This window comes from Achromobacter sp. T5-5, from assembly GCF_055397965.1.
The window spans coordinates 3,450,093-3,472,835 of the sequence record NZ_AP027919.1 but is presented as its reverse complement, the minus strand read 5'-3'; the positions used below and the strand labels follow the sequence as shown (position 1 = coordinate 3,472,835).

The following is a 22,743-nucleotide window of genomic DNA, read 5'->3' as shown; positions in this document are numbered from 1 at the left end:
CGCGCAAATCGGAGGCGGGCAGGCCGTCCGAACTGCGGCGCACGCTGTCCGCGCGCCACCTGACGATGATCGCCGTGGGCGGGTCGATCGGCACCGGGCTGTTCGTGGCGTCGGGCGCGACCATCGCCAAGGCCGGCCCCGGCGGCGCGCTGCTGGGGTACGTGCTGATCGGCATCATGGTCTATTTCCTGATGACCAGCCTGGGCGAACTGGCGGCCGCGATGCCGGTGTCCGGCTCGTTTTCCACGTACGGCGCACGCTACGTCGAAGACGGTTTCGGCTTCGCGCTGGGCTGGAACTATTGGTACAACTGGGCCGTCACGGTCGCGGTGGACCTGGTGGCGGCGCAGCTTGTCATGGCGTATTGGTTTCCGGACGTACCCGGGTTCTACTGGAGCGCCTTGTTCCTGGCGGTCACTTTTGGGCTGAACGCCCTGTCAGCCCGAGGGTTCGGCGAGGCGGAATTCTGGTTCGCCCTCATCAAGGTGATCGCCGTGCTGGCTTTCGTCGTCATGGGCGTGATGATGCTGCTGGGCATCATCCGCGGCGGCGAGACCGGTGGCCTTGCCAACTGGACCGTGGGCGACGCGCCTTTCGCCGGCGGGTTCGCCGCGCTGATCGGCGTGGCGATGGTGGTGGGCTTTTCGTTCCAGGGCACCGAACTTATCGGTATCGCCGCGGGCGAATCCAAGGACCCGGCGCGCAACCTGCCGCGCGCGGTGCGCCAGGTGTTCTGGCGCATTCTGCTGTTCTACGTGGCGGCGATCCTGGTCATCGGCCTGCTGATTCCCTATACCGATCCCCATCTGCTGCGCAACGATGTCGAGGACATCAGCGTCAGCCCGTTCGCGCTGATTTTCGAGCGGGCCGGCCTCTTGGGGGCGGCATCGGTCATGAATGCCGTCGTGCTGACCTCGGTGCTGTCGGCCGGCAACTCGGGCATGTACGCGGCGACGCGCATGCTGTACAGCCTGGCGCGCGAAGGCAAGGCGCCGCGCATTTTCGGGCGCATTTCGCATAGCGGCGTGCCGCTGTGGGCGTTGCTGGCCACCACGGCCGTCGCGGCGCTGTGCTTCTTCACGTTCATCTTCAGCCCCAACGCCGTCTATATCTGGCTGCTCAACACGTCGGGGATGACCGGCTTCATCGCGTGGCTGGGCATCGCCATCAGCCACTACCGTTTCCGCCGGGGCTACGTGAAGCAGGGCAACAGCCTGGCCGATCTGCCCTATGTGTCCCCGTTCTTTCCCTTCGGTCCGATCTTCGCGTTCGTGCTGTGCCTGGTCATCACGCTGGGCCAGAACTACCAGGCCTTCCTGCAGGACCGGATCGACTGGGGCGGGGTGGTGGCCACGTATATCGGCATTCCGCTCTTCCTGCTGATCTGGGCGGGCTACCGGCTGGCGCGCGGGTCGCGCGTTGTCAACTATCGCGACATGCGCTTCCCGGATGCGCGCGCCCGCAGGGATTATCTGGATTCGGCGTTGCGGGGCGAGCCGGCCACGGGCGAGATCCGCTGAAAGAGGACGGGTGCATGCCTTGAGAAATGCGCTTCGTCCGAGTCTCCCGAAGGCACTGATCTGCGCTCGCATCGCGCTGTCGGCTCAGTTTATCCCGCGACGGATCGGTGCCAAGGATTGATCGATTCGAGGTCAGGACTGACGGTTAGTCCAATGCCTCGATGACTGCTTCGGGATTGCGTTCTATCACGTTAAGCAAAACCAGCGCCGGTCCTCTCGGGGACCGATCGCCACGCTCCCAGTGTCGCAATGTCGCAGTGGAGAAACCAAACCGGGCGGCGAACTGCTCTTGAGTCATGCCTACTTTGGCCCGCACGGCCTTCACATTGACCACGCGAGGGCGGTGCATAGGCACACCTGGCAGATCACCCTTGGCGTGGGCAATTGCTTCTTGCAAGCCTTGCTTGATGTTGGTGAATGCGGTGCTCATGATTTCGTTCGTCCTTTCCAGATGTTCACCAATATATCTACGAACCCGGCCAGGTTCAGTCTGCTTTCTGGTGGGCACCCCCATTTCCTCGCTCTCGCGTGGAGTAGGGGCTCCCCGGATCCGCATCACTCGATGTTCTGCGCCTGTTCGCGCATCTGCTCGATCAGCAGCTTCAGGTCCATCGCGGCGCGGGTGACTTCCATGCTGCCGGCCTTGGAGCCCAGCGTGTTGGCTTCGCGGTTCATTTCCTGGAACAGGAAGTCCAGGCGCTTGCCGGCGCTGCCGGCGTTCTTCTTGCCGGCGGACGGCTTGCCGCCGCCGTCCGTGAGCAGGTGCCGCAGTTCTTCCAGGTGCGAGCGCAGACGGGACAGCTCTTCGGCCACGTCGATGCGCAAGGCGAACAGGTTGGCTTCCTGGGACAGGCGTTCGGACAATTCGGCGCCGGAGATATGGGCAAAACCGCCGGGGAAGGCCGATTCCACGCTTTCGCGCAGCTTGGCGGCCTGCCGGTCGCGGTGGTCGGCCAGGAGTTGCGGCAGGTGGGCCTGCACGATGTCGACCACGCGGGCGACGCCGTCGGCGCATTCGCGCATCATGCCGGCGAGGCGTTCGCCTTCGCGTTCGCGGCCTTCCTGCAATTGCGTCAGGGCCTGCTGGGCGGCCTGCAGGCAGGCGGCGCCCCAGATCTGCGGATCGAGCGCGTCATTGCCACGCTGGCCGGGCCAGTTGAACAGCTCGGCCAGGCGCGGCGAGGCGATGTCGGGGATGATGCGGCGGGCGGCCTGGAGCTGTTCGGCCAGGCTTTCGAGCCAGGCAGGGTCCAGCTTGGACAGGTCCGCGCTGGCGGCGCGGGTATAGGACACGCGGATCTCCACCTTGCCGCGGGCCAGGTTGGCCGTCAGCAGTTCGCGCAGCGGCGTTTCGACGTGGCGCAGCTCGTCGGGCAGGCGGAAATACAGGTCGAGAAAGCGGCTGTTGACGCTGCGCAGTTCTATGGCAAGCGTGCCTTGTTCTAGGTCTGCTCGGGCGTTGCCGAAGGCGGTCATGCTGCGGATCATGATGGGCGTGTCCTGGTGATTCTTGGGGTGGAAGCCGGTTGCGCCGGGGCCCGCGGCGCCCAGGTCGTGGGCAGCGGGTCTGTGTTTTCAACCGGATGCATCGCGGCAGGATACTCCAAGCGCGCTGTTCCCGTGGCGCCTGCCCGTACAATGCCGCGAATCGAAGCCACGTCTGGAGCCTGCTGTGACCACTCTATCCACCCTTGCCCGGCCCTCGGGCCGCGCCGTCGACCAACTGCGTCCTTTCAGCCTGGAGCGCGGCTTCACGCGCTACGCCGAAGGGGCGGTGCTGGTGAAGGCGGGCGATACCCACGTGTTGTGCACGGCAAGCGTCCTGGACAAGGTGCCGCCTTTCCTCAAGGGCAAGGGCGAAGGCTGGGTGACGGCGGAATACGGCATGTTGCCGCGCGCCACCCACACGCGCGGCGACCGCGAGGCGGCGCGCGGCAAGCAGAGCGGCCGCACGCAGGAAATCCAGCGCCTGATCGGCCGCAGCCTGCGCGCCGTGTTCGACATGAAGGCGCTGGGCGAGCGCACGCTCCACCTGGACTGCGACGTGCTGCAAGCCGACGGCGGAACGCGGTGCGCCAGCATCACCGGCGCCTGGGTGGCGGCGGCCGATGCGGTCGCGCTGCTGATGAAACGGGGCGACCTGACGGCCAATCCCATCCGCGACGCGGTGGCCGCGGTGTCCGTGGGGCTGGTGGGCGGGCAGGCGGTGCTGGATCTGGACTATCAGGAAGATTCCGCCTGCGACGCCGACGTGAACGTCATCATGACCGGCAGCGGCGCCTTCGTGGAGGTGCAGGGCACGGGCGAAGGGGCGACCTTCACGCGTGCCGAACTGGATACGATGCTGGTGCTGGCCGAGAACGGCATCGCCAACCTGGTGCAGGCCCAGCGCGCCGCCCTGGCGTAGCGGCCGGTCAGGCGGATTGCCGGGGCAGCAGCGCGTCCACCTTGCCCCGGTTCTCCAGTGCCCAGATCGTGGCGATCAAGCCGCGAAGTTCGGGTTCGGTCGCGGCGTCCGCATAGCGGCCCAGGCTGAGCGTCTTGTCCTCGATCTCCGCGCGGCTCAGGGTATTGCCAGGATCGCCCTTGGGTTCGTCCACCCGTCCATGCAGCGTGCGACCGTCGCGGGTATACACCGTGACTTTGCCGATCCAGCGCTGCGGATAGGCGCCATCGACTTCGTCGTCCAGCACCATTTCCACCTTGCCGCGGAAGGCCGCGACGCCTGGGTCATCCAGGCCGGCGTCGAATTCCGCCAGCCCGGCGCGACCTTTGCGGGCGATTAGCGCCAGCACCGTTCCCATCGAGAACTTGGACTGGTGCACCGTCTGCGGGTTGACGACGGGGCCCAGCACATCGATGGCGCCCTGGTGGACGTGCGCCACGACGCGCTCGACGTCGGCTTCGGTGAGGCCGTTGTCGCGCAGGACCTGCTGCAGGGCGTCGGCCGCCGGATGCGTGTGCCGGCATGACGCGTGGAACTTGAACGAGGTTTCGGCCAGCGCCCAGCGCTGGCCCAGGCGGTCGCACAGGCGGCTGGGATCAGCGTCCGTGGACATGCCGGCGGCCATGCCCTGCGGACCTTCGAGGATGTGCCGGGCGCCCGTGAAACCTTCCCGGGCCAGGTAGGCCGCGGTGATGCCGTCGGCCGCCGCCTTGGCGGTGTGAAGCTGCTTGGAATCGGCGGCGTCGCGCAGGAACTCCCAGAGTCCGGCCGCCTGCGTGCCGGCCGAACCCAGCGCGTGCAGCATTTGCTCGGGCGTCAGGCCCAGCAAGCGGCCGGTGGTGACGGCGGCGGCCAACGTGCCCGCCGTCCCCGTGGTGTGGAAGATCTTGTAGTGGGACCGGCCCAGGAATTCGCCCACGCGGATGCCGACCTCGTAGCCCGCCACGGCGGCGGTGAGCAGGTCGCGGCCCGACGCGCCCAAGGCCTGGGCGACGGCCAGGGCAGGGGGGAACACGACCGCGGCGGGGTGGAAGACCGACCCGTTGTGCACGTCGTCCTGTTCGACCACATGCGCGGCGGCGGCGTTCACCATGGCCGCAAACAGCGGCGTCGTGCGGCGGCGGGTGATCAGGACTTCGCTGGGACCGTCCGCCGGGCCCATCGCCGCGGCGTAGCGGTCGATGGCCTGGACGGCGCGGGCGGAGGCCCCGGCCAGGATCGAGGCCAGGCAATCGAGCAGCAGGTCTTCGGCGCGGCGCAGCACCGGCGCCGGGATGTCTTCATAGCGCAGGTTGGCGGCAAAGGCCGCGAGTTGGGCGCTCAGGTGCGGGGTGTCTTGGTCAGCGTTCATGGGCAAGGGTGGCGTGTCAGAAGGAGCGGGGCAGGCCCAGGATGTGTTCGGCGACGTACGACAGGATCAGGTTGGTCGAGATGGGCGCGACCTGGTAAAGACGGGTTTCGCGGAACTTGCGTTCGACGTCGTACTCGTTGGCAAAGCCGAAGCCGCCGTGGAACTGCAGGCAGGCATTGGCCGCCTCCCAGGACGCGTCGGCGGCCAGCAGCTTGGCCATGTTGGCCTGGGCGCCGCACGGCTCGTGGGCGTCGAACAGGCGGCAGGCCTCGTAGCGCATCAGGCTGGCGGCCTCGACGTTGATGTGGGCGCGGGCGATGGGGAACTGCACGCCCTGGTTCTGCCCGATGGGGCGGCCGAACACCACGCGCTCTTTGGCGTAGGCGGTGACCTTGTCGACAAACCAGTAGCCATCGCCGATGCACTCGGCGGCGATCAGCGTGCGCTCGGCGTTCAGGCCGTCCAGGATGTATTTGAAGCCCTTGCCTTCTTCGCCGATCAGGTTTTCTTCGGGGATTTCCAGGTTGTCGAAGAAGAGCTCGTTGGTCTCGTGGTTGACCATGTTGGGGATGGGGCGGATCGACATGCCGTGCTTGACCGCGTGGTGCAGGTCGACCAGGAAGATCGACATGCCTTCGGACTTGCGCGTCACCTGGTCGAGCGGCGTGGTGCGCGCCAGCAGGATCATCAGGTCCGAATGCTGCACGCGCGAGATCCAGACCTTCTGGCCGTTGATGACGTACCGGTCGCCGCGCTTGACCGCGGTGGTCTTGATCTTGGTGGTGTCGGTGCCAGTGGTAGGTTCGGTCACGCCCATGGACTGCAGGCGCAGTTCGCCGGCGGCGATGCGGGGCAGGTATTCGCGCTTCTGGGCTTCGGAGCCGTGGCGCAGCAGCGTGCCCATGTTGTACATCTGGCCGTGGCAGGCGCCGGAGTTGCCGCCGCTGCGGTTGATTTCTTCCATGATGACCGAGGCCTCGGTCAGTCCCAGGCCCGAGCCGCCGTATTCCTGCGGGATCAGGGCGGCCAGCCAGCCGGCTTCGGTGAGGGCGCGGACGAAATCCTCGGGGTAGCCGCGCGCCTCGTCGATCTTGCGGAAGTAGTCGGCAGGGAACTGGGCGCAGAGGTCGCGCACGGCTTCACGGATGTCCTGGTAGGCGTGGGAGGCTTGGGGCATAGGGCTGCTTATCGGGTGGGTGGGATGGTTCGATTCAGCATCGAATGTGCCGCAACGCGGCAGACGTGCCAATTCACAATTCATTAATACGGGGTTCCTGATCGCAAAAGCGCGCCTTCATGACGGCAGTGCGACATGCGGTTCCGAGGTTGTGTCAAGAAATTGCCAAACTGGGTGGCCATAATCCGCAGCACTGCCGCGCAGGCGGCGAGGCTACACACGGATTCATATGCGGAAAAATCTGAGGGTCACGACGGCGCTGTCGGCCATTCTTGCCTTGTTCGTCGTGCTGTTCGCGGTCGCCGCGGCGGCGGGCATCACGGTATTGCGCGACAACCGCGCGGATATCGAGGCCTTGGGCCGCGGCAGCATCGAAAGGGCCAGCGACCTCGCGGACATGACCAGCCGGCTGTTCCAGGCGCGCGCGGCCCTGACGGACGCCAAGACCGCCATGGAGGGCGGCCTTGAAGAGGCGCGCAACGCGTCGCTCGCGCAGGCCGACGCCTTGCTCAAGCAGGCCACGGCCAGCCTGGCGCGGCTGCGCGCCAATCCGGACGACAGTGCGCAGGGCGCGCCGCTTTTCGGGCAGGTGCTGGCGGCCTATGCCGCCTTCGCGGACCAGACCCTGGTGCCGATGCACAAGGCGATCCAGGGCTGGAACGGCATCGAGGTCAACCGCCTGACGGACAAGGCCTTGCCCACGAGCGGTGCGGCCTACGTCCGGCAGGCCGAGGCCTATCAAACCTATGCCCGCGAGCAGGGCCAGCAGGCGGTGGCCGGCGCAAGCCGCACCCTGGAGCGGGTGATCCTGGTCGCGGCGGGCGTGCTGGGTTTTGTGCTGATCCTGGCGGTGTTGATCCGCCTGGCATTTCGCCGCAGCATCCTGCGCCCGCTCAACGAGGCCGGGGCGCACTTTGACCGCATTGCGGACGGGGACCTGACCGGCGCGATCGCCCTGCGCGGCGACAACGAGATCGGGGTGCTGTATTCGGCAATGCGGCGCATGCAGACGGGGCTGTCGGCCGCGGTGGCGTCGGTGCGCCAGGGCGTCGAGGAAATCCACACGGGGTCCGGCGAGATCGCGGCCGGGGGCGCCGACATGTCGGACCGCGCGGCGCGCCAGGCCGGGTCGCTGCAGGAAGCGGCGGCCAACATGACGCAGCTTGCGCATACCGTGCAGCTGACCGCCGGCAATGCCGACCTGGCAAGCCGCCAGGCGCTGAGCGCCACGCAACTGGCGCAGCGCGGCGGCCAGGCGGTCGATGAAGTCGTGCACAGCATGCAGGGCATCGCGGACAGCGCGCGGCGCATCGGCGAGATCGTGGGCGTGGTGGACAGCATCGCCTTCCAGACCAACATTCTTGCGCTCAACGCGGCGGTGGAAGCGGCGCGCGCCGGCGAGCAGGGCAAGGGATTTGCCGTGGTGGCGGGCGAGGTGCGGTCGCTCGCCCAGCGCAGCGCGCAGGCGGCCCGCGAGATCAAGGGCCTGATCGAAGACTCGGCCGGGCGGGTGGACGCCGGCGTGCGCCACGTGAAGCTGGCGGGCGAGACCATGCGCGACATGGTCGCGTCCGTGGACAGCGTTACGCAGATCGTGGCCGAGATTTCCAGCGCCACGGCCGAACAGGCCGCGGGCATTGCGTCGGTGAACGATGCCGTGGCCGACATCGAGCGCTCCACGCAGGAAACTGCCGCCATGGTCGAGCAGACGGCGGCGGCAGCGGCCGCGCTGGAATCGCAGGCGCAGGGATTGCGCCGCGCCGTGGCCAAGTTCCAGATCGCCCAGGGGGCGCAGCCCGCCGGCGTCCAGGCCCTAGCCGGTGAGTTGCGGCAGCATGGCCCCGGCGTAGCGCTCGGCCACCAGCGACAGGTTCCCGTGCTTGACCTTGTGCTTGACATGCGCGGCAGCCGACGCGATGTCCTCCGGGCGGATGCGCTCGCATAGCGAGGGCGTGACGGTCAGGGCGCCCACGCCCAGCGTCACGAAGGGAAAGAAGCGTGGCACGCCGTAGCGGTCCTCGGCTTCGATGCCGCCGTTGCGGCGGCCCTGTTCGTCGTACAGGGCCACCGCCGCCTCGTTGAACTCCGCGATGATGCGCTCGATGCGCGCCATCCAGTCCGCGCTGCGCAGCAGCACGACGAAGTCGTCGCCGCCCACGTGTCCCACGAAATCGCGCTGCGGATCGCAGTGGCGTTTGATGACCTCGGCGGTGAGCATGATCATGTCGTCGCCGCGCCAATAGCCGTAGACGTCATTGAACGGCTTGAAGTTGTTCAGGTCGCCGTAGCAGATGGTGAAGTCGGCGGCGTCTTCCAGCAGCGTGGCGATGTGCCGGCTGATGGGAATGTTGCCCGGCAGCGAGGTGAGCGGATTGGCGTAGCGTGCGGCCTCGATGCGCATTTCGGTCACCGAGCGCACCAGCGTCTCGCCCGTGGCCAGGCCGTCGTAGCGGCCCTCGCGGGTGATGATCAGCCCGTCCATCAGGTAGCGCTGGTCTTCGGAGATCAGCACATGGCTCAACTGGTCGATGGACACGTTCACGTCCACCAGCACGGGCTCGGCATTCATGAAGGTCGAGCAGGCATCGCGCCCGAACAGCTCGCGCGTGTAGCGCTGGGCGTAGTGTTCCGAGAAATCCCGCCGGTTGATGATGCCGACCGGCCGGTTGTCGCCGTCGATCACCGCCACGGCGTGCAGGTTCTTGTGTTCGATGAACAGCCGGTGCACGTCGTCGTTGGTGTGCTTGGTCAGCAGGGCGGCCGGCGCCTCGACCCGCAGGCTGGCCGCGGTACCGCCCGCCGAGCGTTGCGACACCGGGGCCGACGAGCGCGAGCGCAGCGAATCGCGCAGCGGTGGCGTCAGTTCGGTCAACAGCGTCTCGTCGGGCATGCCCAGGAACCAGCCCTGCGCGTAGCGGATGTCCAGCTCGCGCACCACCGCCAGGTCCGCAGCGGTTTCGATGCCTTCGGCAACGACGGAGGTGCCCAGGTGCTGCGCGACCTTCAGAATGGCGCGCACCATGTTCTGCTTGCGCTCGTCGTGGCCGATGCCGTCAAAGAAATAACGGTCGATCTTGACCAGCTCGGGCTGGGTTTCAGCCCAGAGTTGCAGATTGGAATTGCCGACGCCGTAGTCGTCGAGCGCGATGCGCATGCCGGCCTCGCGCAGGCAGGCGAATGCGTCGTGCAATTCGCCCATGCGGTCCGACAGCGGGTCCTGTTCGGTGAGTTCGACGATGATGCTGCCCGGTTCGAGCGCGCAATCCTTGAGCAGCCGGGCCGGCATGTCGTGGCCCCACAGCGTCCAGTAATGGAGCAGGGCCGATCCGGACAGGTTGAGGAACAGCTTGCCGGCGGCGTCGTTCTGTTCAAACCCGCGCGCCCCGGCGCGGAAGCTGGCCAGTTCGAGCTGCGGATGCAGCCCCTGGCGGCGCGCCTCGGCGAACAGGGCATCGGGAAAGTGCAGGGGAGTGTCGGCGGGGCCGCGGATCAGGCTTTCGTGGCCATAGATGCGGCTGTGTGACAGGTCGACCACCGGCTGGAAGCGGGGGCGCAACAATCTTTCGCGCAGGATGCCGGCCAGGCTGGCATGGGCGGGCGCTCCGTGGGCTGGGTTGAGGAGCGCGCGGGACGCGGCCGGCCTTGGCAAAGCGTGAAGTGAGTTCATCGCCGGGGCATTGAGATACGATCAGTGACAAGATGGGTCATATTGACGACAAAATATGTCTGCGTTGTTGCGCCGCGCTGTTGCGTCGCATTGTTGCGCCGAATCGTGACGTGCAATATTCAGTCGCTGTTACAGAAGTGTCAACCGGCATTTGCGGTCCCCGGCGGTACCCGCGCCTGCATCGTGGGATGCGCGCCCGCAGGGGGCCGGGGCCTATACAATCCGCGCTATGACTTCCCCCAAGATTCCCGATACCCTGCGCCGCGTCGTCCTGGCGTCCAACAATGCCGGCAAGCTGCGTGAGTTTTCCGCCTTGTTCGCGCCCCTGGGCATTGAACTGGTTCCGCAAGGCGACCTGGGCGTGCCTGAAGCCGAAGAGCCGCACGTCACGTTCGTCGAAAACGCGCTGGCCAAGGCGCGCCACGCCAGCCGCCTCACCGGGTTGCCGGCGCTGGCCGATGACTCCGGCCTGTGCGTGGCTGCGTTGGACGGGGCGCCCGGCGTCTATTCGGCGCGCTATGCCAAGATGCACGGCGGAGAAAAGTCCGATGCGGCCAACAACGCGCTGCTGGTGCGCAACCTGGCGGACGTAGCCGACCGCAGCGCCTGGTACGTGGCCGTTCTGGCCCTGGTGCGATCCGAAAACGATCCGCGCCCGCTCATCGGCGAAGGCCTGTGGCACGGCGAGATCATCGACGTGCCCGAAGGCGCCAACGGCTTTGGCTACGATCCGCATTTCTACCTGCCCGACATGGCGCTGACCGCCGCGTCGCTGGATCCCGACGAAAAGAACCGGGTCAGCCACCGCGCCCGGGCGCTGCGCGAGCTGCTCAGCAAGCTGAGCCAGGCCTGACCAAGGCGCCCCCGGGGCGCCAGGAATTTTGCATGTCCATCACCATACCCATCCGCAATGACATGGGCGCACCCGCGTCGCGACTGGTCGTGCCCGCGGGCGCCACGCTGACCAGCCTGCCGCCGCTGTCGGTCTACGTCCACGTGCCCTGGTGCGTGCGCAAGTGTCCTTATTGCGACTTCAATTCACACGCCGCGCCGGGCGAAATCCCGGAACGCGCTTATCTGGATGCCCTGCGCAGCGACCTGGAGCAGTCGTTGCCGTCGATCTGGGGCCGCCAGGTGATTTCCGTCTTCATTGGCGGCGGCACGCCCAGCCTGCTGTCCGCCGCCGGGCTGGACGAACTGCTGGCCATGCTTCGGGCCTATTTGAATCTGTGGCCGGACGCCGAGATCACGATGGAGGCCAACCCCGGCACGGCCGAGGCGGACCGCTTCAGGGACTACGCGGCCAGCGGCGTCACGCGCTTTTCGTTGGGCATCCAGAGCTTTGACGACGCGCAGCTCAAGAAGCTGGGCCGCATCCACGACGCCGCCCAGGCCCGCGCCGCGATCGACATGGCCCAGCGCGCCGCGCCGCGGGTCAACCTGGACATGATGTTCGCCTTGCCCGGCCAGACGCTGGACGCCTGTAGGACCGATCTGCGGCAGGCCATTGCCTTCGGCACCGAGCATCTGTCGCTGTATCACCTGACCATGGAGCCCAATACGGTCTTCGCGAAGTTCCCGCCCGAAGACCTGCCCGACGACGACACCAGCGCCGCCATGCAGGACGCGGTGGAAGCGGAGCTGGCCGCGGCGGGGCTGGCGCGCTATGAGGTGTCGGCTTACGCCAAGCCGGGCGCCCGTTGCCGGCACAACATGAATTACTGGGAATTCGGCGACTACCTGGGCATCGGTCCCGGCGCGCACGGCAAGCTGTCGTTTCACGACCGCATCGTGCGCGAGGCCCGGCTGCGCAACCCGGACTCCTGGATGCAGGCGGCCATGGCGCGCGACGGCAGCCATCTGGCCGAAAGCCGCCAGGTCGGGCCGGACGAGCTGCCGTTTGAGTTCATGCTCAATGCGCTGCGCCTGAAAGAGGGCGTGGCGGCCACCGCCTTCCATGAACGCACCGGCTTGTCGCTTGCCGTCATCGCGCACCAATTGGAGGCAGCCTCGAAACGGGGCCTGCTGGACGCCGATCCCACCCGCCTGCGGGCCACGCCCTTGGGCTGGCGATTCCTCAATGACCTGCAGGAAATGTTCCTGTAAGGTGCAAGCACCAGGATGGGGCGATCGTGCCCCATCTTTTGCACCATAACGGTGCTACATTTCCCCAAACCCGCACCGCCTCCCCCCGGGAATACCGGGGGATAAACCTGGCACGCATATTGCTTCCTTCTTTTATGCCAGTCGACGGGCAAAGCCCTCGACCCTTTTATCTAATGGAGATGACATGGCAAGCCCGAAAGACGTCCTGAAACAGATCGCCGATAACGAAGTGAAATTCGTGGATTTCCGCTTTACCGATACGGTTGGCCGTGAGCACCACGTTTCCGTGCCCACCACTGCTATCGATGAAGACAAGCTGGAAAGCGGGCAGGCTTTCGACGGTTCGTCGATCCCGGGCTGGAAGGGCATCGAAGCCTCCGACATGCTCCTCATCCCCGACTGCTCCACCGCGAACATGGATCCGTTCCGCGAAGAGCCGACCCTGATCCTGTCGTGCGACGTGGTCGAACCGTCGGACCTGAAGGGCTATGACCGCGACCCGCGTTCGCTGGCCAAGCGCGCCGAAGCCTACCTGAAGTCCTCCGGCCTGGGCGACACCGCCTACTTCGGTCCGGAACCCGAATTCTTCGTGTTCGACGGCGTGACCTGGAACACCGACATGTCGGGCACGTTCGTCAAGATCAAGTCCGAAGAAGCGCCCTGGTCCACCGGCCTGGAATTCGAAGGCGGCAACACCGGCCATCGTCCGGGCGTGAAGGGCGGCTACTTCCCCGTCCCGCCGGTCGATTCGTTCCAGGACATGCGCTCGGAAATGTGCCTGCTGATGGAACAGATGGGCGTGCCGGTTGAAGTGCACCACCACGAAGTGGCTGCCCCCGGCCAGCTCGAAATCGGCACCAAGTTCAGCACGCTGGTCCAGCGCGCCGACTGGACGCAGATCGTCAAGTACATCGTGCACAACGTGGCCCACGCCTACGGCAAGACCGCCACGTTCATGCCCAAGCCCGTCGTCGGTGACAACGGCTCCGGCATGCACGTCCACCAGTCCATCTGGAAGGACGGCCAGAACCTGTTCGCGGGCAACGGCTACGCCGGCCTGTCCGAATTCGCCCTGTACTACATCGGCGGCATCATCAAGCACGCGCGTGCCCTGAACGCCATCACCAACCCCGGCACGAACTCGTACAAGCGCCTGGTCCCGCACTTCGAAGCGCCCGTCAAGCTGGCCTACTCGGCCCGCAACCGTTCGGCCTCGATCCGCATCCCCTACGTGGGCAACCCGAAGGGCCGTCGTATCGAAACGCGCTTCCCGGATCCCCTGGCCAACCCGTACCTGGCGTTCTCGGCCCTGATGATGGCCGGCCTGGACGGCATCCAGAACAAGATCCACCCGGGCGATCCGGCCGACAAGAACCTGTACGACCTGCCGCCGGAAGAAGACGCGAAGATCCCGACCGTTTGCGCCTCGCTGGAAGAAGCGCTGGAAGCCCTGGACAAGGACCGCGAGTTCCTGACCCGTGGCGGCGTGTTCAGCAACGACATGATCAACGCCTACATCGACCTGAAGATGGCCGATGTGACGCGTCTGCGCATGACGACGCACCCGGTCGAATTCGACATGTACTACAGCCTCTGATGCATTGAGGCCGTGGCTGGGGGGAGCGCGATGATGTAGGCAGAAACCAGGGCCCACACCATGCGCACCACCAGGTCGCCGTCCGACGAACTGCCTGTCCGGCCCGCGCCGGCGGGCAGGACGCCGGCCCGGCGCCCCCGTCGCGGACGCGTTCCGCTTTCCCCTGTCCATTCGGGTACGTTGAAAATGAATGTAGAAGCTCTCGATCTGCTAGCCACGTCAGTTTTCCTGGTCAACGAGCGCGGCCACATCGAATACGCCAACGCAGCCGCCGAGGACCTTTTCGGCCGCTCGCGCAAGCAACTGGGCGGGCAGTCCGCCGCCACCCTGTTCGACAATCCAGAGAATATCCAGTCATCGATCGACCGCGCCGCGGGCGGCCGGTACGCGGACGTGAGGCAATTGGCCTCGCTGCGCCGCGCCGCCGAATCCGTGGAAGTCGCCGTGACGACCGTCGGCCTGACCGGCCAGCGTTGGCCGGTGCTGATCGAGACGCGCGAAATCGAGCAGCGCGTCCTGGCCGATCGCAACCACCGGCTGGTGGACGAGATAGAAGCCCACCGCGAATTGCTGCGCAATCTGGCGCATGAAGTCAAGAATCCCCTGGGCGGCCTGCGCGGCGCCGCGCAGTTGCTGGAAGCCGAGCTGCCCAGCGCGGCCCTGGCCGAATACACCCAGGTCATCATTTCCGAAGCCGACCGCCTGCAGGCGCTGGTGGACCGCCTGAGCGGTCCGCAACGTGTGCCGCTGAACGCGCGGCCGGTGAACATCCATGAAATCTGCGAGCGCGTCTGCGCGCTCATCCAGGCCGAGTTCCGCAACGACGTCACGATCCAGCGGGATTACGACGCCTCGGTGCCCGACCTGAAGGGCGACGCCGCCCGCCTGATGCAGGCTGTGCTCAACGTGGCGCGCAACGCCGCGCAGGAACTGGTGGCGCGCCCGCAAGGCCCGCAGACCGAGCCCGGCGTGGTCACCCTGCGCACGCGCGTCGCGCGCCAGGTCATGCTGGCGCACCGGCAGCACCGCCTGGCGCTGGTGCTGTCCATCATCGACAACGGTCCGGGCGTGCCGGACCACATTCGCGACCGCATTTTCCATCCGCTGGTCACGGCCAGGGCAGGTGGTACCGGCCTGGGCCTGAGCCTGGCGCAGGATTTCGTGCAGCAGCACGGCGGCATCATCGAATTTGAATCCCGACCGGGGCGCACCGAGTTTCGCCTGGTCCTCCCGATGGAGCCCGCAAACTGATGAAACCCGTATGGATCGTCGACGACGACCAGGCCATCCGCTGGGTCCTCGAAAAGGCCCTGGCCCGCGCTGGCGTCCCCACCCGCAGTTTTTCCCAGTCGGCCGACGTGCTGGAAGCGCTTTCGCGCGAAACGCCCGTCGCGCTGGTGTCCGATATCCGCATGCCTGGCGGCAACGGCCTTGAGCTGTTGCGCCAACTGAAGGAGCGCCATCCGGGCCTGCCGGTCATCGTGATGACCGCCTTTGCCGACCTGGACAGCACCGTTTCCGCCTTCCAGGGCGGCGCGTTCGACTACCTGGCCAAGCCCTTCGACGTGAACGAAGCCGTCGCGCTGATCCAGCGCGCCATGCAGGAGTCCGCGCAGCCGGAAGCCCCCGAAGGGCAGGGCGAGGCAGGGCAAAACAACGAGCGCTGGATGATGACGCAGTCGTCATCCACCGCGATGCAGGAAGTCTTCCGCGCCATCGGGCGCCTGGCGCAATCCAAGGTCACCGTGCTGATCACCGGCGAGTCCGGCACCGGCAAGGAACTGGTCGCCCGGGCGCTGCACGGCCACGGCGTGCGCGCCAACGGACCGTTCGTGGCGCTGAACGCCGCGGCCATCCCGCGCGACCTGCTGGAGGCTGAACTCTTCGGCCATGAACGCGGCGCGTTCACCGGCGCCAACAACCTGCGCCGCGGCCGCTTCGAAGAGGCGCATGGCGGCACCTTGTTCCTGGACGAAATCGGCGACATGCCGATCGAGTTGCAGACGCGCCTGTTGCGCGTGCTGGCCGAGGGCAGCTTTTACCGCGTCGGCGGCGCGCAGCCCGTGCGCGTGGACGTGCGCATCGTGGCGGCCACCCACCAGCCGCTGGAACAGCGGGTCGAGCAGGGCCTGTTCCGCGAAGACCTTTTCCATCGCCTGAATGTGATCCGGCTGCGCCTGCCGCCGCTGCGCGAGCGGGTCGAGGATATCCCGGCGTTGGCGCAGCATTTCCTGACGGCCAGCGCGCGCACGCTGGGCGTGCCGGTCAAGCGCCTCACGCCCGAGGCGCTGGCCGTGCTGACCAAGTTCGACTTTCCGGGCAACGTGCGCCAGCTCGAGAACTTCTGCCACTGGCTGACGGTGATGGCGCCCGGCCAGACGGTGGACCGCATCGACCTGCCGCCCGAGATCCGGGCGATGGAACACCAGCCGCCCGCGGGCGCCGCGCCGCTGCGGCCTGCCGTGCCGACGGCAGGGGTGGGCACGGTCGTTCCGGCGGGGGCTCCGGCCGCCGCCAGCGCTGACGATGGCGCGCCCCGCAACTGGCAGGACTCCTTGTTGCGCGATGCGCAGTACCGGCTGGAACGCGGCGAGCCCGCGGTGATGGCCACGCTGACGCGCCAATTCGAGAAGATCCTGCTGCAAAGCGCGCTGGACGCCAGCCGCGGCCGGCGCGTGGAAGCCGCGTCGCGCCTGGGCATCGGCCGCAATACCATCACGCGCAAGCTGCGCGAGTTGGGGATCGAGGACGAGTAACCGTCCCGGCGCCGGGCTCGCGGGCCCGCGCCGTGCATTCCCGCCCGCCTGCCTGCCTACAGACCCAGCAAGCTCTCGCACAGGCGCGGCGATTTCAGCTTCTGCAGCCACCACTTCATCGCTTCGCCCGGCGGCTCCGCCCGCCAGGCGTACGCGACGTGTTCCGTCAGGGACATGCCTTCATCCGTTTCGCACACCACGAGCAGTCCCTGCGCCAGGTAAGGCGCCGCCAGCGTCAGCGGCAGGTAGCCGCAGCCCAGGCCGCGCACCTGCGCCTCGATCTTGGCCTGCATCGACGGCATCACCAGCGTCGGTTGTTCCGACAGGATGCCCCGCGACTGCACCGGCAGGTTGCGCGAGGTATCGGCGATCACCACGGCGCAATAGCGCGTGATGTCGGCGCGACTGAGCGGCTGGGGCAGCGACGCCAGCGGATGGTTCGCCGCCACGCAGAAGCCGAACTGCATCACGCCGATCGCCTGCGTGCGATACGGCCCGGTGGGTTCGCCCGCCGCGCCCGCGCCGATGACGAGGTCGGCGCGGCCCGACGTCAGCGCATCCCAGTTTCCGCTCAGCACTTCGGTGGAAAAGCGCAGCGTCGTGGCGCTGCCCACCGCATGGAATTCGTCAATGAGGTCATAGATGGGCCGCCACGGCAGCACCGCGCTGACGGCGATGCGCAACTGCACTTCCCAGCCCGTGGCGATGCGCTTGACGCGGCTGGCCAGCTCGTCCAGCGACTGCAGCAGGTGCCGTCCGTCCTTGAGCAGCGCCTCGCCCGCCGGCGTCAGCAGCGCCCGGTGTCCCGAGCGGTCGAACAGCAGCACGTCCAGGCCGTCCTCCAGCTTGCGGATGGAATAGGTGACGGCGGAGGGCACCTTGCCCAGTTCGCGCGCCGCCTTGGCGAAGCTGCCGTGGCGCGCGATGGCGTCGACCAGGATGAGGAGTTCGGGCGTAATCGGTTGCATGGAAATCGCGTCGGAAATTGGCATTCAAATAATTTGAACGAAGTCATCAAAATATAGCGCCAAACGCAGCCCGGAGCACGCGCAGAATATCACTCATGCCGGGGTTGCAGCCAAACGGAACGGCAAAGAGCCAGACGAGATGCAGCCCTAATCATTCATATTATTGAAACAGGAGTTCAACATGCTTACGATCCGCCGCGCTGCCGAACGGGGTCACGCCAACCATGGATGGCTCGATTCGTTCCACACTTTCTCGTTTGCCAACTACTACGACCCGGCTCACATGGGCTTCGGCGCGCTGCGCGTGATCAACGATGACCGCATCGCGGCGGGACGCGGCTTCGGGACCCACGGCCACCGGGACATGGAGATCATCACCTACGTGCTCGACGGCGCCATCGCCCACAAGGACAGCATGGGCAGCGGCTCCACCATCCGCCCGGGCAACGTCCAGCGCATGAGCGCCGGCCGCGGCGTCATGCACTCCGAGTTCAACCCGCTGCCGGACGCCGAAACGCACATGCTGCAGATCTGGATCGAGCCGGACGTGACCGGGATTGCGCCCGAGTACGAAGAGCGCGCGTTCAGCGACGCGCAAAAGCGCGGCCGGCTGCAAGCCCTGGTGACGGGCGACGGCGCCGACGGGTCGATGAAGATCCATCAGGATGCCCGGCTGTATGCGGGCCTGTTCGACGGTGACGAGTCGGCCGCGCTGACGCTGGCTGCCGGGCGCCGCGCCTGGGTCCATGTGGCCCGCGGCAGCCTGACCGTCAACGGCGTCGAGTTGGCCGCCGGCGACGCCGTGGCCATCACCGGCGACAGCAGCGTCGAGCTGTCGGGCGGCAAGAACGCCGAAGTGCTGGTGTTCGACCTGGCCTGAGGCCAAACGCCGGGCGGATGTCGTAATCCGCCCGGTTTCACCCTGTATCGGCCGCGAGGCCATTAAGATGGCCCCAGGCCAATTCATGCGGAGCATTGCACCATGTCGACCTTGTCCCAAGCCGGCGAAAGCCAGATCGAAACCATCGTGGTGCCGCGCACCAGCGACCTGGGCGGGTTTTCCGTCCGCCGCGCCATCCCGTCCGCGCAGCGCCGCAGCGTCGGCCCGTTCGTCTTCCTGGACCACATGGGTCCGGCCGATTTCGACGTCGGCAGCGGCATCGACGTGCGGCCGCACCCGCACATCGGCCTGTCCACCGTCACCTATCTGTACGAAGGCTCCATGGTGCACCGCGATGGCGCGGGCCATACCCAGACCATCCTGCCCGGCGAGGTGAACTGGATGACCGCGGGCCGCGGGATCGTGCACTCCGAGCGTTCCTCCCCGGAGAGCCGTCTTGCGCCGCAGCGGCTCTGTGGCCTGCAGATCTGGGTCGGCCTGCCCAAGGCCCATGAAGAAACGGACCCCGGTTTCACCCACTACGGTCTGGACGCGCAGCCTGTCGTCGAAGGCGAGGGCGTGCGCGCCCAGGTCGTGGCGGGCTCGCTGTTCGGACAGACCTCGTCGGTCAAGACCCTGTCGCCCCTGTTCTATGGCGACCTGCAACTGCAGGCCGGGGCCACCACCGTGCTGCCGGCCGAACATGAAGAGCGTGCCGCGTATCTGGCGCAAGGCACCGTCGAGATCGAGGGCCAGGTCTACGAAAGCGGCCGCCTCGTGGTGTTTGCGCCGGGCAAGCCCGTGCAGATCCGCGCGAAGACCGCTGCGCGCTTTGCCGTGCTGGGCGGCGAACCGCTGGATGGGCCGCGCTTCGTGTGGTGGAACTTCGTTTCCAGCAGCAAGGACCGCATCGAGCAGGCCAAGCAGGACTGGCAGCGCACGCGCTTTGACCAGGTCGTGCCGGGCGACGAGACCGAATACATCCCGCTGCCGGAACCGCGCGTCTGACGGACATGACACTCGCTCCGGTGATGGTGTAACTTTTAATGTGTTTTTTTGAGGGTTACACTGTCCTCGGAGGTCACCATGAACGCCGCGCACGCACCCGAAGTCCACGCACCCGAAGTCCAGGCATCCGAAGCCCACGCACCCGAATTCAGGCAACTGGGCGACCATGTCGCCCTGGACATGATCAATACCGTCGAACAAGGCGGCGCCGGTCCGCTGGACCGCTGGCAATCCGACGCGGACGTGTCGGCGTGGCTTGCGCTGTCCGGCCTGGCCGCGGGGCAGGGGGCCGCGCCCGCCGGCCTGCTGGAAAGCGCCCGCAGCCTGCGCGAGACGGTTCGCGAACTGGTGGTGCAACGCAAATCGGGCGCGCCGCTCGCGCTTTCTGAACTCAACCGCGCGCTGGCGGCCGGGGGAAGCCACCTGGAATTGTCCGAGACCCCAGGCGCAGGCCTGTCGCTGGCGCGCCGTTACCCGACCAAGACCCCGGCCCAATGGTTGCTGCCCGTCGCCGAGGCGGCCGCCGACCTGCTGGTTAACGGCGAATTCGGGCTGGTGCGCAAATGCGAAAGCGAGGCGTGCTCGCTCTGGTTCTACGACCGCACGCGTTCGCACAAGCGGCGCTGGTGCAGCATGGCGTTGTGCGGCAACCGGCACAAGGTCGCGGCATTCCGGCAGCGCGAGGCGGCCGACGCGAACGCCAAGCCTCGCTGATCGGTAGGGGTAGATACGAAACCCGGCACGCGTGCCGGGTTTTTTCATGCGCGGGGCCAATGCCAGGGGAATCGGCAAGTTGGCGATTTAGTAACCGTTAAAACTGCTATTGACAGGTTACGCAGGGCGCGTAGACTGTGTTCTGACGCGTCGACACAGTCCGATTTTCCCTATCCCCATCCCGGAGCCCGATATGACCGCCCAAGCCACCCCCACCGTTCACTACCGCCACGCCCACGCCGATGGCCTGCGATTCTTCTACCGCGAAGCCGGCGACCCGCAAGCGCCCGTACTCCTGCTGCTGCACGGATTTCCCAGCTCGTCGCACCAGTTCCGCAATGTGATCCCCCAACTGGCCAGCCGCTTTCGCGTCATCGCGCCCGACCTGCCGGGCTTCGGTTTCACCGATGTGCCAGCCGAACGCCAGTACCGCTACACGTTCGACAACCTGGCCAAGTCGCTGGAAGCCTTTGTCGACGAACTCGGCCTGACCCGGTACGCCATGTACTTTTTCGATTACGGCGCGCCGACCGGCCTGCGCCTGGCGCTCGCGCACCCCGAGCGGGTGACGGGGCTGGTGTCCCAGAACGGCAACGCCTATCTCGATGGCCTGGGCGATGCCTGGGCGCCGATCCGCGCCTATTGGGAGGACCCGTCGCCCGAAAATCGCCAGACCATCCACGACGCCATCCTGCATCTGGAAGGCACAAAGTGGCAGTACGTGCACGGCGTGGCCGACCCCGACAGCGTCGCCCCGGAGGGCTACACCCTGGACGCGGCTTTGCTGGAACGTCCCGGCAACAAGGACATCCAGCTCGATCTCTTCCTGGACTATGCGAACAATCTGAAGCGGTATCCGGCGTTCCAGGCGTTCTTCCGCCAATCGCGCCTGCCGACGCTGGCGATCTGGGGCCGCAACGATCCGTTCTTCATCCCGCCTGGCGCCGAGGCGTACCGCCGCGACAATCCGGATGCCGTCGTCGAACTGCTGGACACGGGTCACTTCGCGCTGGAAACTCACGGCCAGTACATCGGCCAGCGCATCATCGACGTGCTGCTGGGGTGACCCGCAGGGAACGCTGCCCGCCTATTTGCAGGAGCCCGCATGACCCGCCACTTCGACGACCTGCAATTGGGCAGCATCGAGATGTTCTGCCTGGCCGCGGAACTGAGCAGCTTCACCGCGGCGGCGAATGCCGCTGGGGTTACGCCCGCGGCCGTCAGCCGCAGCGTGTCGCGGCTGGAGGCGCGGCTGGGCATACGGCTCTTCGTGCGCAGCACCCGGCATATCCGCCTGAGCGACGAAGGGCTGGCGTATTTCGAGCAGGTGCGTCCCGCGATCGCGCAACTGGTCGACGCGGAGCGCCAGGTGGGCGGGCAGGGCGCGGCCGGGCGGTTGCGCATCAGCCTGCCCACGCCGTATGCGCATTACCGCGTCCTGCCGCTGCTGCCGGCGTTTCGCGACCAGTATCCCAACGTCGACGTCCACGTCCACATCAGCAACCGCAATGTCGATTTCGCCGACGACGGCTATGACCTGTCGGTGCGCGGCCGTGCGCCCGACGACTCCACGCTCATCGCGCGCAAGCTGGAAGACGCGGAGCTGGTGGTCGTCGGCGCGCCCGACTACCTGCGCAGGCGCGGCACGCCCCAGTCGCTGGACGACCTGGGCGCGCACGACTGCATCCAGTTCGACCGGCCCAGCAGCGGGCGCCGCCTACCGTGGACGTTTCAACGCGACGGCGAATCCGCCGACATCCTGACCGAAGGCCCCTACGGCACCGCCGAGGACGTACTGGGCGGCGTGTCGCTGGCCCGGGCGGGGGCAGGGCTGTTCCAGACGTACCGTTTCGTGGTCGAGGAAGACCTGCGCGCAAACCGACTGACCGAGGTGCTGCAGCGCCATGGCGGCAGCACCCGGCCTTTCGTGTTGCTGTACCCGCACGCCCGGCATGTGTCGCGCCGGGTGCGGGCGTTCGTCGACTTCCTGGTCGACAGGCTGGGGCGCTGAGCGCGCTCAGGCGCGCGTCAATTGCGCGATCACCACCAGGATGACCGACGCATTGGCAGGCTGCTGCGAAACCGAATTGGCGGTACGCGCATGGCCTGCCTTGTCGCCCAGGACACGCGCAAAGAGCCCGGACGCGCCGTCGAGCACCGCGGGCTGGTCGAAAAACCCCGGCGCGCTGGCGACGTAGCCCTCCACCCGGACGATGTGGTCGAGCCGGTCGAAACTGCCGGCGTGCTGGCGTATCTGCGCCAGCACATTCAGCGCCGCCAGTTCCGCGGCTTGCCGGCCCTGGTCGACGGTCAGGGCCGCGCCGACTTGCCCCTGCCACACGACACGGCCGTCGCGCAGCGGCAATTGCCCCGAGATGAACAGCAGATCGCCCGCCTGGCTGGCGGCGGTGTATTGGCCCAGCGGCTGGGGCGCGGGAGGAAGGCTGAGGCCGAGTTCGGCCAATCTGGCTTCAATGGACATGGCGGTATCCCGGTGCGCGGAACGCCGGAAAGGCGTTCCGCTGTAGTGGGTCGTGATGGGTTCGTGATGGG

The 22,743-nt window shown here is 67.0% G+C and carries 19 protein-coding genes and 1 pseudogene; 13 read left to right on the top strand and 7 right to left on the bottom strand.

The window, feature by feature from the left end:
• Window positions 1–32 precede the first annotated feature (32 nt).
• Window positions 33–1,520, top strand: a complete 1,488-nt coding sequence (locus ACZ50Q_RS15750) for an amino acid permease (RefSeq protein WP_464082002.1) — start codon at window positions 33–35, stop codon at window positions 1,518–1,520.
• A 145-nt stretch (window positions 1,521–1,665) separates the two neighbouring features.
• Here ACZ50Q_RS15750 and ACZ50Q_RS15745 read toward each other — a convergent pair whose 3' ends face one another.
• Both ACZ50Q_RS15745 and ACZ50Q_RS15740 read right to left on the bottom strand, forming a co-directional pair.
• Window positions 1,666–1,950, bottom strand: a complete 285-nt coding sequence (locus ACZ50Q_RS15745; RefSeq protein WP_464078917.1) for a helix-turn-helix domain-containing protein — start codon at window positions 1,948–1,950, stop codon at window positions 1,666–1,668.
• Window positions 1,951–2,075: 125 nt separating this feature from the next.
• Complete coding sequence (locus ACZ50Q_RS15740) at window positions 2,076–3,008, bottom strand: YicC/YloC family endoribonuclease (RefSeq protein ID WP_076521027.1); 933 nt, start codon at window positions 3,006–3,008, stop codon at window positions 2,076–2,078.
• Window positions 3,009–3,192: 184 nt separating this feature from the next.
• Between ACZ50Q_RS15740 and rph the strand changes: the two genes are divergently transcribed.
• Window positions 3,193–3,927: a ribonuclease PH gene (gene rph, locus ACZ50Q_RS15735; RefSeq protein WP_464078916.1), complete on the top strand. Its 735-nt coding sequence runs from the start codon at window positions 3,193–3,195 to the stop codon at window positions 3,925–3,927.
• Window positions 3,928–3,934: 7 nt separating this feature from the next.
• Here rph and ACZ50Q_RS15730 read toward each other — a convergent pair whose 3' ends face one another.
• Window positions 3,935–5,317 (bottom strand): MmgE/PrpD family protein, encoded by a 1,383-nt coding sequence (locus ACZ50Q_RS15730; protein ID WP_464078915.1) that lies wholly within the window; start codon window positions 5,315–5,317, stop codon window positions 3,935–3,937.
• A gap of 16 nt (window positions 5,318–5,333) precedes the next feature.
• The gene (locus tag ACZ50Q_RS15725; protein WP_092575660.1) at window positions 5,334–6,494 is read right to left on the bottom strand and encodes an acyl-CoA dehydrogenase family protein; all 1,161 of its coding nucleotides are present in this window, start codon (window positions 6,492–6,494) and stop codon (window positions 5,334–5,336) included.
• A 229-nt stretch (window positions 6,495–6,723) separates the two neighbouring features.
• Here ACZ50Q_RS15725 and ACZ50Q_RS15720 point away from each other — a divergent pair.
• Window positions 6,724–8,109, top strand: a pseudogene (locus tag ACZ50Q_RS15720) (methyl-accepting chemotaxis protein); the annotation flags it as partial.
• Window positions 8,110–8,307: 198 nt separating this feature from the next.
• Here ACZ50Q_RS15720 and ACZ50Q_RS15715 read toward each other — a convergent pair.
• Window positions 8,308–10,053, bottom strand: coding sequence for an EAL domain-containing protein (locus tag ACZ50Q_RS15715; RefSeq protein WP_464078914.1), 1,746 nt, complete (start codon window positions 10,051–10,053; stop codon window positions 8,308–8,310).
• Between the two features lie 337 nt (window positions 10,054–10,390).
• On the opposite strand from ACZ50Q_RS15715, the gene rdgB reads away from it, so the two are divergent.
• The 5 genes from rdgB to ntrC all read left to right on the top strand — a co-directional run bounded on the left by rdgB (window position 10,391) and on the right by ntrC (window position 16,620).
• A complete protein-coding gene (rdgB, locus tag ACZ50Q_RS15710; RefSeq protein ID WP_092575665.1) occupies window positions 10,391–11,014 on the top strand; it encodes an RdgB/HAM1 family non-canonical purine NTP pyrophosphatase in 624 nt (207 codons plus the stop codon).
• 32 nt (window positions 11,015–11,046) lie between these two features.
• Complete coding sequence (gene hemW / locus ACZ50Q_RS15705; RefSeq protein WP_464078913.1) at window positions 11,047–12,267, top strand: radical SAM family heme chaperone HemW; 1,221 nt, start codon at window positions 11,047–11,049, stop codon at window positions 12,265–12,267.
• A 184-nt stretch (window positions 12,268–12,451) separates the two neighbouring features.
• Window positions 12,452–13,864, top strand: a complete 1,413-nt coding sequence (gene glnA, locus ACZ50Q_RS15700) for a type I glutamate--ammonia ligase (protein ID WP_464078912.1) — start codon at window positions 12,452–12,454, stop codon at window positions 13,862–13,864.
• 186 nt (window positions 13,865–14,050) lie between these two features.
• Window positions 14,051–15,115, top strand: coding sequence for a nitrogen regulation protein NR(II) (gene glnL, locus ACZ50Q_RS15695; protein ID WP_076521019.1), 1,065 nt, complete (start codon window positions 14,051–14,053; stop codon window positions 15,113–15,115).
• Window positions 15,115–16,620 (top strand): nitrogen regulation protein NR(I), encoded by a 1,506-nt coding sequence (gene ntrC, locus ACZ50Q_RS15690; RefSeq protein ID WP_092575671.1) that lies wholly within the window; start codon window positions 15,115–15,117, stop codon window positions 16,618–16,620. The genes glnL and ntrC overlap by 1 nt, the downstream gene beginning before the upstream one ends.
• 56 nt (window positions 16,621–16,676) lie before the next feature.
• Here the strand turns inward: ntrC and ACZ50Q_RS15685 are convergent, their stop codons facing one another.
• A complete protein-coding gene (locus ACZ50Q_RS15685) occupies window positions 16,677–17,588 on the bottom strand; it encodes a LysR family transcriptional regulator (RefSeq protein WP_076521017.1) in 912 nt (303 codons plus the stop codon).
• Window positions 17,589–17,769: 181 nt separating this feature from the next.
• Between ACZ50Q_RS15685 and ACZ50Q_RS15680 the strand changes: the two genes are divergently transcribed.
• From ACZ50Q_RS15680 to ACZ50Q_RS15660, 5 genes are all read left to right on the top strand, one after another.
• A complete protein-coding gene (locus ACZ50Q_RS15680; RefSeq protein ID WP_464078911.1) occupies window positions 17,770–18,468 on the top strand; it encodes a pirin family protein in 699 nt (232 codons plus the stop codon).
• Window positions 18,469–18,570: 102 nt separating this feature from the next.
• Window positions 18,571–19,476, top strand: coding sequence for a pirin family protein (locus ACZ50Q_RS15675; protein ID WP_464078910.1), 906 nt, complete (start codon window positions 18,571–18,573; stop codon window positions 19,474–19,476).
• A gap of 78 nt (window positions 19,477–19,554) precedes the next feature.
• Window positions 19,555–20,190 (top strand): CGNR zinc finger domain-containing protein, encoded by a 636-nt coding sequence (locus tag ACZ50Q_RS15670; protein ID WP_464078909.1) that lies wholly within the window; start codon window positions 19,555–19,557, stop codon window positions 20,188–20,190.
• A 193-nt stretch (window positions 20,191–20,383) separates the two neighbouring features.
• Window positions 20,384–21,256, top strand: a complete 873-nt coding sequence (locus ACZ50Q_RS15665) for an alpha/beta fold hydrolase (RefSeq protein ID WP_464078908.1) — start codon at window positions 20,384–20,386, stop codon at window positions 21,254–21,256.
• A gap of 39 nt (window positions 21,257–21,295) precedes the next feature.
• A complete protein-coding gene (locus ACZ50Q_RS15660; RefSeq protein WP_092575687.1) occupies window positions 21,296–22,201 on the top strand; it encodes a LysR family transcriptional regulator in 906 nt (301 codons plus the stop codon).
• Window positions 22,202–22,207: 6 nt separating this feature from the next.
• Here ACZ50Q_RS15660 and ACZ50Q_RS15655 read toward each other — a convergent pair whose 3' ends face one another.
• Window positions 22,208–22,672, bottom strand: a complete 465-nt coding sequence (locus ACZ50Q_RS15655) for a RidA family protein (RefSeq protein WP_092575689.1) — start codon at window positions 22,670–22,672, stop codon at window positions 22,208–22,210.
• Window positions 22,673–22,743: the final 71 nt, after the last annotated feature.

Excerpts from the sequence above, each read along its gene's own strand:
- ACZ50Q_RS15675 (WP_464078910.1), top strand. The coding sequence starts at position 18,571 with ATGTCGACCTTGTCCCAAGCCGGCGAAAGCCAGATCGAAACCATCGTG.
- ACZ50Q_RS15680 (WP_464078911.1), top strand. The coding sequence starts at position 17,770 with ATGCTTACGATCCGCCGCGCTGCCGAACGGGGTCACGCCAACCATGGA.
- ACZ50Q_RS15730 (WP_464078915.1), bottom strand. The coding sequence starts at position 5,317 with ATGAACGCTGACCAAGACACCCCGCACCTGAGCGCCCAACTCGCGGCC.
- ntrC (WP_092575671.1), top strand. The coding sequence starts at position 15,115 with ATGAAACCCGTATGGATCGTCGACGACGACCAGGCCATCCGCTGGGTC.
- ACZ50Q_RS15660 (WP_092575687.1), top strand. The coding sequence starts at position 21,296 with ATGACCCGCCACTTCGACGACCTGCAATTGGGCAGCATCGAGATGTTC.
- ACZ50Q_RS15725 (WP_092575660.1), bottom strand. The coding sequence starts at position 6,494 with ATGCCCCAAGCCTCCCACGCCTACCAGGACATCCGTGAAGCCGTGCGC.
- ACZ50Q_RS15685 (WP_076521017.1), bottom strand. The coding sequence starts at position 17,588 with ATGCAACCGATTACGCCCGAACTCCTCATCCTGGTCGACGCCATCGCG.
- ACZ50Q_RS15665 (WP_464078908.1), top strand. The coding sequence starts at position 20,384 with ATGACCGCCCAAGCCACCCCCACCGTTCACTACCGCCACGCCCACGCC.
- glnA (WP_464078912.1), top strand. The coding sequence starts at position 12,452 with ATGGCAAGCCCGAAAGACGTCCTGAAACAGATCGCCGATAACGAAGTG.
- hemW (WP_464078913.1), top strand. The coding sequence starts at position 11,047 with ATGTCCATCACCATACCCATCCGCAATGACATGGGCGCACCCGCGTCG.
- ACZ50Q_RS15655 (WP_092575689.1), bottom strand. The coding sequence starts at position 22,672 with ATGTCCATTGAAGCCAGATTGGCCGAACTCGGCCTCAGCCTTCCTCCC.
- ACZ50Q_RS15740 (WP_076521027.1), bottom strand. The coding sequence starts at position 3,008 with ATGATCCGCAGCATGACCGCCTTCGGCAACGCCCGAGCAGACCTAGAA.
- glnL (WP_076521019.1), top strand. The coding sequence starts at position 14,051 with ATGAATGTAGAAGCTCTCGATCTGCTAGCCACGTCAGTTTTCCTGGTC.
- ACZ50Q_RS15670 (WP_464078909.1), top strand. The coding sequence starts at position 19,555 with ATGAACGCCGCGCACGCACCCGAAGTCCACGCACCCGAAGTCCAGGCA.
- rdgB (WP_092575665.1), top strand. The coding sequence starts at position 10,391 with ATGACTTCCCCCAAGATTCCCGATACCCTGCGCCGCGTCGTCCTGGCG.
- ACZ50Q_RS15745 (WP_464078917.1), bottom strand. The coding sequence starts at position 1,950 with ATGAGCACCGCATTCACCAACATCAAGCAAGGCTTGCAAGAAGCAATT.